Source organism: Flavobacterium sp., assembly GCF_031363805.1.
Taxonomy (GTDB): domain Bacteria; phylum Bacteroidota; class Bacteroidia; order Flavobacteriales; family Flavobacteriaceae; genus Flavobacterium.
This window is the reverse complement of record NZ_JANLVD010000246.1, coordinates 1-12,186: the sequence shown is the minus strand read 5'-3', so window position 1 is coordinate 12,186 and position 12,186 is coordinate 1. Positions and strand designations below refer to the sequence as shown.

Here is a 12,186-nt window from a genome sequence, read left to right as displayed (position 1 = left end):
TATTACAAGTCCAAAAGACGATGATTTTGCTTATCAAACACAATCCTAAAGGATTGCACTATGAAGAGCCGTATGAATCGAGAGGTTCACGTACGGTTCTGTGAGAGGTTTAGGGGTGAAATTCCCCTTTACCTACTCGACCGAATTTGTCGTTTGCTTCGATTTTACTACTCGGCTTTGTGTATTTACGTTTCGGACTGGTACATATGTAAGTCGGATTGGCATAAATATAAATCGGGTAGGTATAAATGTAAATCGGACTGGTATAAATATAAATCGGATTGCAATAAATATAAATGCGACAAGCATAAATATAAATGCGGAACGCATATATATAACTGCGAAGCAGATATATATAATTGCGATAGCAATATATATAAATCGGCTTGGTGTATTTATGTTTCGGCTTGTCATATTTATATTTTTGGTTTTGCTATTTCTTTTTCTTGGTAAATTCTATTCCTTTTACTTGGGCGAATTGTGGAGATGTTGCTCCGAAAACTGATTTAACGTATTTCTTTACTTCGGTGGCGATGTCAAACAATCCTGTGTCTGTTCCGTAAAGTGTTGTGTCTCTCGAAATTCTTGAATTCGAAATGTTGGTATAGGCTGTTGCTACTCCGTTATTTTTGGCGGTTAGGTCGGCTTGTTTGGCTGTTAGCGTAACAATTTTTAAATCGATTTCGTTTGGTGCATAACTCGGTTCTGATTGAAGAACTGAAATAATTCCTGCAAGATGCTGAATTTGTTGGTCGTAAGATTGTTGGCTTGTAGATATTGTGGTTGGTGCTGGTGCGTTTGGGTCTATTGGGGTTGTTATTGCGGAGGCTCTAACTCCTTGCATTTTTTTGTTGAATGCTTTTGCATCGGCAACTTTTTGGGTTGTGGCATCGGTGGTTTGGAATGCGTTGATTAATCTTGTTGAAAGAGATTTTAGGTTGCTGAAAGCAACTACACGGTCATTTACTTTGTTATTGTAAGCGGTGTTTTTGGTTATTACATCGGCAAGACTTGTTTGTGATGCTGTTGCTAATGCTGTAAGTTGCGGTAACTTTAGAGCGTTTTTGGTTGGGTTGTAGGTTGCTCCGTAACCTGTTACGAATGAAATTAAATCTTGAAGATTTGCAACGTTTTTTGCGTTTCCTGTTTCTGAAGTAGAAGCCATATTTTTAGTTTTTTAAATGTTTATTGATTTATCAAAAATAAATAAAAAAAGTTTTTGTTAGTGTTTTGTTTTTGTAAATTTTATGATTTGTACTTTATTAATTCTATAACTTTTAAATTATAAAATTGACTTGACAAGTTTTTGTTTATGAAGTTTATCTTAAAATTTAATTTTTACTCCTCCATTAAATACGAAACCTTCGGTATGTGTCCAAATTTCATCAAAAGTTGGGTTGTTGTTTGGCGGATTTACAACACGTTTGTAATTACTTTGTTTTACGTTTGTGAAATTCTCGAAGTTGATAAAAAAGTCAAAATGTTTCCAAAGTGTTTTTTGCCCCATAAAACCAAATGTCCAAAACGTAGGCGTTTTTGTGCCGTTTTCTAAATATTGTTGGTCTGTAAAAAATCCTTCAAAACCGAGTTTAAAGTTTTTTTCTTCTTCATAAACTGTTGTGAAAAGTAAAATGTTTTTTGGTAAAAGCAATAAATTTTGATTGGTTTGCAAATATTTGGCTTTTGCATCGGTAAATGTGTACCCGACGAAAATTTTAAAATCTTCTTCGATTATAAGTTTTATATTGGTTTCAAATCCTTTGCTAATTACTGGTTGCGAAGCATTTGAAAAAAAACTTTGCCCTAAATTGTTTTGTTGCAGAATTAATGGGTCATTGATTTGAGTTATAAAAAAGAGTTGATTGATACTGAAAAACTTTTCGTCACCGAGTTGGGTTTTGAAATTAATATCGGCAGTTGCACCTATGCTTTTTTCGGCAGAAACATTGTTTAATGCTAAAATGTTTTGGTATTGTATTGTTTCTGTTTTTTCGGTAAAAATTGTTGGGGTTTTGTAGCCTAAACCACCACCGATTCGAGAAGAAAATTTTGTATTGAATTTGAATAAAGCCGAAAATCTTGGTAAAATGAAAAATTGGTTTTTAGTGAAATTTTGGTTTGAATAATTTACGTTGTCTATTCTTAATCCGTTTTCGAGTTTTATTTTTTCGGAAATATCCCAAGTATCTTGTATGTAAATTCCTGTTGTGAATGATTGTGAATTTTGAGTATTGGTATTATTTTGTTTAAAGTTGTCATACAAAATATTTAATCCCGAAAGAATTGTATGTTTTTGTTTGTTTAGTAAAAGGGAAATATCCGAATAACTATTGGTGTTTAATCCTGAAAATTCAAAGTTTGGAATGTTTATTTGTCTATCAAAAAAACTTAAACTTTGTTTGAATTTAAAACTATTATTGTTTTCTAATTTTTTGTCAAATTCTAAAATAGTTGTGTTTCTTGTGGATTTGTTTTGCTCGAAATAAGTGTGATTTGCATCAAAATTTCCAGCAATAACTTGCATATCGCCACCTTTTAGATTGCCTTTTGTAAAACTATTTCCGATCATAAAAGTTGTTTTTGAGTTTGGATAATAGAAAATTTTGGGTGCAAAACTAAATGTATTTGATTTTGGTGTTTCTGAAAAATTGTCGTTATCAACATCGAAAGATTTTTGAAAATTTTCGGCAACAAGCAAAGTGTACCCAAATTGCTTGATTTTTCTGGAAGAAAAAATATTGATACTTGATTGTCCGATATGCGATTGATTTAGCAAGATTGTGTTTTCGGGTTTGTCGTTTGGAGTTTTGGATATAAGATTTATTGCTCCTGCAATTGCACCTGCACCGTATAAAGTTGATGCTGGACCTTTAATAACTTCGACTTGTTTGAGGTCGAGAGGTGCAATTTGGATTAGGCTTAATCCGCTCGAAAAGTTGCCAAAATTTGGATAACCATCTTTTAGGATTTGAGTGTATCGACCATCTAAACCTTGTACACGAATGCTCGAATTTCCACTTGTAGCCGATGTTTGTTGCGTTTGCAAGCCTGTGCTTTCGTTGAGTAACATTGTTATACCTGCACCTGCTTGCATATTTCCTTTTTCGTCGAGTTCGTCTGCTCCAAGGATTTCAATTCTTGTTGGTGTGTTTCTGATTGTTCTGTTTGTTCGAGTGGATTGTACTTTTACTTCTTCGAGTTGTTCGGCTTCTTTTTCTTTTTTTATGGTGTCGTTTTGTACTTGTGCGAAAATGCTAGATGAGATTAGAATAAAAAAGAGTGAAATATATATTTTCATTTTTAATAATTTTCTGTAAAAGTACGAAAATAAAGAGCGGTGCTTTTGCACCGCTCTTTATTTTATTGTCTGAAGTTTGGCTTTTTTTTGGGGTTTTTCTTTTGCGTTTCGTGTCGCTCACGGGTTTCTGCTAACGTCCCCGCGCTACAAGCAGTTTGGGACTAAATTAAGCCCATTATTCGGATTTGCCAAATCTTCCAAATACAAAACCAATTTCAAATTAAGCCAAATCCCCAAATTGCTTGTAGCGTGTGTTAGGCTGGGTTGTGACACGCACGCTGAGCACGAATGAATTGACATTCCAATTGTCGATTCCAATTGCGAAAGTTTTTCCGCCATCTGATTTCCACTTCAATTAGTTTCTACTTTTTTTAAATTCAAAGTTTAGAAATCGACAATTAAACCTCAAAAAAAATCGACAAAAAAATTCCGCTTTCGGTTTTCCGTAAAGCGATTTACGTTTGTTAGTCCGCAACAATTAAATATCGCTTTTCGGTTCCGATTTCGGTCAGCTCAGTTTCTGTTTCATTATGTTTTTCCGTACTAAAACACTAGATTAAAGTCGGTTGCGTCTCGTTAGCGGAACAATCGAGCCTAACGTCCCGTCGCTTGGTCTTCGTTGCGGAATTTCAGGACTGAACATCACAAATATAGATAAAATTGTATTCAAAAACTGACAATTTCAAATAAAAACCAAAACCCGCAATGAGACCAAACGACTGTTAGCGGTTCGGTTGTATAAACCGAAAAAGCTCAATTTAGTTTACTTTTTTTGTGATATTTTCAGCTAAAAATGTAAATAAATTTCATTGAATTTATTTTGCGTATTTCCATTCTCAATCGAAAATTTGCAAATACAAAACAATTTTTCCGAGAAGCGTAATGAGTTTACAGATAAGATTTGCGTAAAGTTTGCGTTTCCATTTTCAGCCGAAATCCTACAAACACAAAAATGAATTTTTAGAGAAACGTGATGAGTTTACAAATACGATTTGCGTAAACTTTGCGCTTCATATTTAATATTTTTCACTTTTTTAAACACGCAATATTCTCAATTTTAGTTGTCTGAGTCTTTTCGGTACAACTGACCGCTAACGTCCCGCCGCTTGGCGAGGTTGGGGACTAAATTAAGATTTATATTTCGGTTATACACAAAATTTCCAAATACAAGACCAACTTTTAATTAAGCCTAAAACCCCAATCTAGCCAAACCGCTGTTATCGGAATTATATAATTGCAAGTTCTTATTTGCACTTAAAGTATTGTAAATATTGACTTTATAAAAATTGTTAGATAAAAATAATGCAATTAAAAGTATCGAAATACTTGTTTTGTTGTACCAAATGTTATACCTTCGTACTGCGTTGCATCAGTTTGAAAGGCTTATATTTACAAAGGTTTCACTTGTTTGCATCGGAATACAAATATAGTACAACAATTCTAATTTCCTATTATTATGGCATCTATTAAACTAATCTTAAGAACACATCAAGCAGACCAAACAGGACATTCTCCGCTTTATATCCGAATTATAAAAGATAGAAAAACGAAATTTATCACTGCTGGAGTGAAGCTCAAAGAGAACGAGTGGGATGAAACAAAGCAGAAAGTAAAAAAGAACCATCCTAATAGTGCGAGAATGAATGCGTCATTATCTCAAAAGATTGCAGATGCCGAAGCACAAGTTGCTGACTTGGAACGCAAAGTAAAAACCATTTCAATCAAAAAATTAAAAGAAGCTATAAAGGGTAAAGAAGTACCAAACTTTTTTGAGTATTCTTATGCTCGATGTGAAAAAATAAAAGGTAGTGTTTCTTTCGGAACTTATAAAAATTACAAATTATATACCAAGAAATTTGAAAATTATGTGGGTAGCAAGGATGTTTATTTTGATGATATTACGGTTTCGGTTTTAAAGGACTATATGGCTCATATGGGAAATGTTTTGAAAAATGGAGCAACAACGCAACGTTATTCAATAATGATTTTGGCGATAATGTTTAAAGAAGCTATCAAAGAAGATATTATTCCAGAATATATGTATCCATTCAACAAATTGACATTAAAAAAAGATACTGAAAAAAGAGTTTTCTTAAACAAAGACCAAATCGAAGTATTAACCAATTTAGAACTAAAGGAAGGACGAAAAGCAGATTTATGGAGAGATTTATTCCTTTTCTCAATTTATGCAGGAGGATTAAGATTTAGCGATGTTATCGAATTGCAATACAACAACTTCAACGAAGAAGAACAAAGAATTAAAAAAGTAATTCGCAAAACAGGAAGATTACACCAGTTTAAAATCGGTAAAGTAGCACTTGATATTTTAAGTAAATACAAAAAAGAAGATGCGCAGCAAGATGATTTTATATTTCCAATTATAACCGATAAAATTGGATATTATAAAAGTGAAGAAACACGTTATTTTATTTCGTCAAGAGAAAATCATTCCGCAAATTTCCAACTTAATAGAATGGGTAAAATAATGAAATTACCGTTTTCACTTTCATTTCATTTATCAAGACACAGTTTCGCAACTAATGCTTTAAATAATGGTATGAGAATTGAGCACGTTTCTAAACTTATGGATCATTCGGATATTAGCACAACACAGATATATGCCAAAATCATAAGCGAAGAATTGGATAAAGCAGTAGACAACTTTATTTTCTAAATAATTTTAACACGAAAATACTAATTAATATATTTTAACGTTTGTTTAATTGTGAGATCAGTGTTTATAAAGCTTAAATAAATTGTTAATAAATTTTTTAGAAATCCTTATTAAAAGGATTTTTTTTTTACTCTAATTTAGCACAAAAGAAAGTGATAATTTAAAGAGCCAAAAGATAAAAATTTAGATGAATTATATTAGTATGATTTGCTAATATTATTCAAAAATAAATAATAAAGAGCTTACAATTACATTTAAATTCACAATGAAAACAATCTGTAAAATAATAATACTTGAATTCAAAAGTACAAATAATTCAAACCTCGCAGTTTGTCCAATTAGTGGCGGTGCCTTTGGCACAGTCCACTAACAGTTCTTTTGATATTATTATTGAAACTGAAATCTCTATTCAAAGTTATTGCGAAGCTTTAGCAGATAAAGTTTTTTCCTTACATCAATCTCAATTTCCAGATTTTATAAATTATCAATGTAATAATGTTGAAAATGCTATAATTTGGCTTAATAAATTTGAAAAACTTATTACACTAAATGAAAAACTTTTTACTAGAAAATGTGCTTTTACTGGAGTAAGTAAATTGATTAATTTGATTGAAAAAAAACGTTCCGAAATGCAATCGTCGAGAATAGTTGAAGTCAAATATGAAACACCAAAAAGATTTATTAATGCTGAGAGTGAAGATCGGATTTTTTCATTTTATGAAACTAAAAAGCATATTGAAACATTAGAAGATTTTGATGATAAAATTTTTTATTTAACAGAAGAATTACTTGAATATGAAGAAGCAGATATAGTTTCAACTCACAGAACACTAAAAGAATTCAATGTTCAATGTGAAAAATTAATTAATAAATTAGAAAGGTTAAAGTGCCTAAATGAAAAAAGATTAATTACAAAACAAAATTTTAATAATAATCATATATCACTAAATAAAATTCAAATCAATTGTAATGTTAATCAATTAGTTGACGTGTTTTATAGGTTAAATCGTGAGTTTTTTGTTGATGGAAAACCATTTATCGATGGAAACACAAATGATATAGTAAATGCAATAGTAAATATTTTTGTTGATAAAGATGGAAGAAATTTAAGTCCCTTAACTGTTGCTACTATAATGAAACCTTCTAAAGAGGAAAAACGTCCAAACATTCATAAAAGAATAGACATTGAAAAATTCCTATAAATTATTTTAGTCCCTAGAGACCAAGTGGGGACTAAAAGACTTTTTCAGTCTTCTCACATTTGCACCATAACATTTAAAAAACTTTAAAAATGGATGCAATTATCTTCACAAAAGACCAGTTCACAGATCTAATGAACAAATTAGACACTATTCAATCTCAAATTTCTATCAAGGCAGACCCAAAGAAAGAAACGTTTTTGGACAATCAAGAATTTCTATTATTGATGAAAATTTCAAAACGAACCGCACAAACCTGGAGAGACGAAGGTAAAATTTCTTTTAGTCAAGTTGGAAACAAAATCTACTACAAACTTTCCGATGTTGAAAAACTCCTTACACAGTATTACAACAAATCTTTTAAAGGACGATAAAATGAAAGAGTGTAATGGAACTTGCGAAATCTGTGATTGCAAACCAAAGGTTTTAAATCACACAATAAGGTCATTTATAATTCATAATTTTAAATTAATAATAAGCTTATGGTAACCATTTTCAAGAATTTCAATGAGGTTGTAGAACACAAAACTTTAATCACAATTTTAGACGAAATTAAAATAGGAAAGTACAAGCCGGGCATTGTTTACTTGCGTAAATCACTTGCCGAAAACAAAATAGAAGCATACAACAAAGCTAAAAAATCACTTCCTGCATTTACACCTTCAGCTAAATTTGTTGGAGGTCGTAAATTGGAATTTTTAGCGGAGTATTCAAAATGTATAATTCTTGATATTGATAAACTGAATGAGAAAGATTTGCAAAACGCTGCGCTTTTGGCCAATCAATCCGAGTTCACATTTGCAAGTTTCATTAGTCCATCAGGTAATGGTTTGAAAATACTAGTAAATATAAGCTCCGATAAAGCCAATCACAAAGAAGCTTTTATAGTAGTTCAATCACATTATGAAAGTATATTAAAAATAGAAATTGATAAATCAGGCAAAGATGTAACCAGACTATGCTTTTATTCCTGGGATGAAAATCTATATCTAAATGAAAATGCTAAAACCTTTGAAACGTTAGAAAAAGAGGTGTTTTTAGATGTAGTTATTCCAACGGAAATAATAGAAACCAAATTAGAACAATCAACAGATTACGAAGCAATTTACAACCATTGTATAAAATTCACTGAAAAAAAAGTGCAATATGCGAATGGTAGTCGAAATGTATTCGTACATCAATTAGCTTGTAATATGAACCGAAAAGCAGTACCGATGGATATAGCTTTGAATTTCATTCAAACCGATTTCAATTTTGACGACAAAGAAGTTTCACAAGCTGTAACAAGTGCCTACGGCAATATTTTAGAATTTGGTAAAACCGAAAAAGCAACAATTCCAAATGAGAAACAAAAAAAACAAAATAGCAAAAATAATGACGATGAAGATGACGACGATGATGAGAAACCGAGAGTTACACAAATTGACAAACTCGAAAACTTTTTATCAGGAAAATATGTTTTTCGTCATAACATAGTATCTGGAAAATTAGAGTTTCAATACTTTGGTGGCAAAAAATGGAACGTAATGAATGATTTTATAGAAAATTCAATGTTACGAGAATGTCTAAAAGCAAGAATAAAAACAAACCTTTCATCATTGCGGAATTTGCTTTATTCTGATTTTTGCCAATTATTTAATCCATTTGAAGATTACTTTAAAAACTTGCCTAAATACGATGAAAAAACAGATTATATTTTTCAATTAGCAAACACAATAACAACTACAAAACAAGAACTTTGGCAGCAATGTTTTAAAAAATGGTTGGTCGCAATGGTTGGGTGTGTGTTAGATGACAAAGTAATAAATCATACTGTAATTGTCTTTAGTGGCAAACAAGGATTAGGAAAAACAACTTGGGTTGAAAAGCTAGTTCCAAAACAATTAAAGGAATATTTATTTTCTGGAACAATAAACCCAAATAATAAAGATACTTTGGTACAACTAGCTGAATGTATGTTAATCAACTTGGACGAGTTAGAAAATTTAAACCGTTCCGAAATTGGATCACTAAAAGAAATCATTACAAAAACACAAATAAGAATGAGAAAAGCTTACGGACACAACAACGAAACAATGCCCAGAAGGGCATCGTTTGCGGGAAGTGTCAATACTGCACAATTTTTGAATGATAGTACAGGAAGCAGAAGATTTCTTTGTTTTGAATTGGAAACCATAAAATACCAGCACGATGTAGATATTAATTTAGCTTTTTCACAAGCTTTGTTTCTTTTTAAAAGTGGTTTTAGGTTTTGGTTTGACCAGGAGGAAATAAAATCAATTACCGAAAATAACGAACAATACCAACTACACAGCCCAGAAGAAGAATTGCTTTTAACGTGGTTTAAACCTTGCGATAAGGAAAAGGCTAATGTATTTCTAAACGCTTCGCAAATAGCAGCAAAATTAGCTGAAAAAGCTAAAATAAATATAACCGATGGTACAATAAACAAACTAGGAAAAGCACTAAAAAAACACAACTTCATAAGACTAAAAAAGAACGGAATAGCAGTTTACGCTTTAATAGAAAATTCTTGGGAAGATGTAGATTTAAAAAGTAAAATTATAGAAGAATAAAACAATAGAATTAATCAAATAAATCAACCAAAAAAAGTGGAAAAAAAACGTTTCCACTTTTTTTGTATTTTCTACTTCCTTTTACTTCCTTTTACAGTATTTTCATAGGGCAGGCAGGGTAACCAAAATACGCAACAAACATTTCTTGTTTTTTTTATTTTCTAACAATCGGGTAATATTAGACCATAATAACGCAATTTAATAAAGTAGTTGTTTCACTTTGCACCAATAAAGCCGTATAAATCTGTTTTTTTTTATCCTTAAAAATAAAATATGTTTTACTCTAATTTTGGTTACCCACCTTGCCCTAATCTTGTTTTCACTCTTTTACATTCGATTGCTTTTTCGTATCATTGTACATATTTTAAGATTTACTTAAAAGTCAGAATAATAAATCAAATTCCAAATTCAATAATATTCAATTTCAACAATGTCAGAAGAACAAAAAAAATTACTAGAACAACAGCTTTGGAATATTGCAAACATTCTACGTGGCAAAATTAGTGCGAACCAATTTCAGGATTATATACTAGGTTTTATTTTCTATAAATACCTATCCGAAAAAATGGAAAAATATGCTAATACTGTTCTAAAACCTGATAATTTAGTGTATAATGAATTAGAAGAAACAACTGATTTAGGACAACAATATTTAGCAGCAATAAAAGAAGCATCGGTTGAAGCAATTGGTTTTTATCTTAAACCGTCAGAGTTATTCAGCAGTTTAGCCAAAAAAGGAAATGCCAAAATAGAAGACGAAGAAAACGAAGAACAAGCACAAAGTATTTTTATTCTTGAGGATTTAGCCAATGTATTAAGCAGCATCGAGAAAAGTACAATGGGAACAGAAAGTGAAGACGATTTTGATGGATTGTTTTACGATTTAGATTTGAACTCAACAAAGCTTGGTAGAACTGTAAAAGACAGAAATGCAGTTATTGTAAAAATAATTGGTTCATTAAACGAAATTGATTTTGATTTAGACAATACTGAAGGCGATATTTTGGGTGATGCTTACGAGTATCTAATTGCTCAATTTGCGGCTGGAGCAGGACAAAAAGCAGGCGAATTTTACACACCGCAACAAGTTTCAACTATTCTTTCTAAAATTGTAACTACTCGCAAAAGTAAACTAAAATCAGTTTATGATCCTACTTGTGGTTCGGGTTCGTTATTACTTCGTGTGGCTAAAGAAGTTGATGAAGTTTCTTATTTCTATGGTCAAGAACAAAACCGTACTACTTACAATTTGGCAAGAATGAATATGATACTTCACAATGTTTCATATCATAAATTCGACATCAAACACGAAGATACTTTAGAACGACCACAACACACACATTTAAAGTTTGAGGCTATAGTTGCAAATCCTCCATTTTCTGCAAATTGGTCAGCAAATCCGCTTTTCTCAAATGACGATAGGTTCTCACAATATGGCAAATTAGCACCAAGTACAAAAGCCGATTTTGCTTTTATTCAGCATATGGTACACCAGTTAGACGATAACGGTATTATGGCTTGTATTGCACCTCACGGGGTTTTATTTCGTGGTGGTGCCGAAGGTCATATTAGAAAATACCTTATAGAAGATAGAAATTATGTAGATGCTATTATTGGGTTACCTGCCAATATTTTTTATGGCACAAGTATTCCAACGTGTATTTTAGTATTAAAAAAATGTAGAGAAAATCCAGAAAGCATACTTTTCATAGATGCAAGCAATGATTTTGAAAAAATAAAAGCTCAAAATTATCTTCGTGATTTTGATGTAGATAAAATTATAGAAACCTATCAAAACAGTAAAGTAATTGATAAATACTCAAATTCTGTTTTACTTGAAGAGGTTAAAACAAACGATTTTAACCTAAACATTTCAAGATATGTAAATACTTTTACAGAAGCAATCAGTATCAATTTAGATGAAGTAAGTGACAAATTACAAGGTTTAGATATTAAAATAAAAACGGTAGATAATACTATTTTGTCATTTTGTAACGAATTGAATTTAAAAACGCCTTTTTAAATGGAATATTTAACGCCAATATTAAGATTTAAAGGGTTTAAAGACAACTGGAAAATTGAACCCATAGGGAAATATATTGAACTTATTTCAGGAATTGCTTTAAAAGGAGCTGAAATATCTGAAGATGGAAATGGTATTCCAATTTTGAGAGGAATTAATATAACAGAGGGATATATTAGGCACTCTTTAGATATCGATAGATTTTATTTAGGTAATAATTCAAAAATTGAAAAATATTATTTAAAAATAGATGATTTAGTTTTAGGAATGGACGGTTCTAAAGTTGGAAAAAATGTTGCATTAATTACAGAGAAAGATGAAAATTCAATATTAATTCAACGAGTTGCTAGAATTAGATCTAATGAAAAATCGAATATTAAATATATATATCAACAAATATTTTCAAAAAAATTTCA

9 protein-coding genes are annotated in these 12,186 nt (G+C 31.0%); 6 read left to right on the top strand and 3 right to left on the bottom strand.

Annotated features, from left to right (window positions below; genetic code table 11):
* Positions 1–433: 433 nt before the first annotated feature.
* From RMN92_RS12830 to RMN92_RS12820, 3 genes are all read right to left on the bottom strand, one after another.
* Complete coding sequence (locus tag RMN92_RS12830; RefSeq protein ID WP_309609837.1) at positions 434–1,165, bottom strand: hypothetical protein; 732 nt, start codon at positions 1,163–1,165, stop codon at positions 434–436.
* Between the two features lie 159 nt (positions 1,166–1,324).
* Entirely contained in the window at positions 1,325–3,298 is a 1,974-nt protein-coding gene (locus RMN92_RS12825) for a TonB-dependent receptor domain-containing protein (RefSeq protein WP_309609836.1), read from the bottom strand.
* A 220-nt stretch (positions 3,299–3,518) separates the two neighbouring features.
* Positions 3,519–3,653, bottom strand: coding sequence for a hypothetical protein (locus tag RMN92_RS12820; RefSeq protein ID WP_309609835.1), 135 nt, complete (start codon positions 3,651–3,653; stop codon positions 3,519–3,521).
* Between the two features lie 1,101 nt (positions 3,654–4,754).
* On the opposite strand from RMN92_RS12820, the gene RMN92_RS12815 reads away from it, so the two are divergent.
* The 6 genes from RMN92_RS12815 to RMN92_RS12790 all read left to right on the top strand — a co-directional run.
* Complete coding sequence (locus tag RMN92_RS12815) at positions 4,755–5,972, top strand: site-specific integrase (RefSeq protein WP_309609834.1); 1,218 nt, start codon at positions 4,755–4,757, stop codon at positions 5,970–5,972.
* Between the two features lie 293 nt (positions 5,973–6,265).
* The gene (locus RMN92_RS12810) at positions 6,266–7,174 is read left to right on the top strand and encodes a hypothetical protein (protein WP_309609833.1); all 909 of its coding nucleotides are present in this window, start codon (positions 6,266–6,268) and stop codon (positions 7,172–7,174) included.
* An 89-nt stretch (positions 7,175–7,263) separates the two neighbouring features.
* A complete protein-coding gene (locus RMN92_RS12805) occupies positions 7,264–7,545 on the top strand; it encodes a helix-turn-helix domain-containing protein (protein WP_309609832.1) in 282 nt (93 codons plus the stop codon).
* A 108-nt stretch (positions 7,546–7,653) separates the two neighbouring features.
* Positions 7,654–9,747 carry a VapE domain-containing protein gene (locus RMN92_RS12800; protein ID WP_309609831.1) on the top strand — a complete coding sequence of 698 codons (2,094 nt, stop codon included), beginning with the start codon at positions 7,654–7,656 and terminating at the stop codon, positions 9,745–9,747.
* A gap of 430 nt (positions 9,748–10,177) precedes the next feature.
* A complete protein-coding gene (locus RMN92_RS12795) occupies positions 10,178–11,770 on the top strand; it encodes a type I restriction-modification system subunit M (RefSeq protein ID WP_309609830.1) in 1,593 nt (530 codons plus the stop codon).
* Positions 11,771–12,186 (top strand): hypothetical protein (locus RMN92_RS12790; RefSeq protein WP_309609829.1); only part of this gene is annotated, 416 nt, incomplete at its 3' end. It abuts the gene before it with no gap.

What these genes read in the sequence shown, in the direction of transcription:
- RMN92_RS12795 (WP_309609830.1), top strand. Translation starts at nt 10,178, where the DNA reads ATGTCAGAAGAACAAAAAAAATTACTAGAACAACAGCTTTGGAATATT.
- RMN92_RS12825 (WP_309609836.1), bottom strand. Translation starts at nt 3,298, where the DNA reads ATGAAAATATATATTTCACTCTTTTTTATTCTAATCTCATCTAGCATT.
- RMN92_RS12805 (WP_309609832.1), top strand. Translation starts at nt 7,264, where the DNA reads ATGGATGCAATTATCTTCACAAAAGACCAGTTCACAGATCTAATGAAC.
- RMN92_RS12830 (WP_309609837.1), bottom strand. Translation starts at nt 1,165, where the DNA reads ATGGCTTCTACTTCAGAAACAGGAAACGCAAAAAACGTTGCAAATCTT.
- RMN92_RS12815 (WP_309609834.1), top strand. Translation starts at nt 4,755, where the DNA reads ATGGCATCTATTAAACTAATCTTAAGAACACATCAAGCAGACCAAACA.
- RMN92_RS12800 (WP_309609831.1), top strand. Translation starts at nt 7,654, where the DNA reads ATGGTAACCATTTTCAAGAATTTCAATGAGGTTGTAGAACACAAAACT.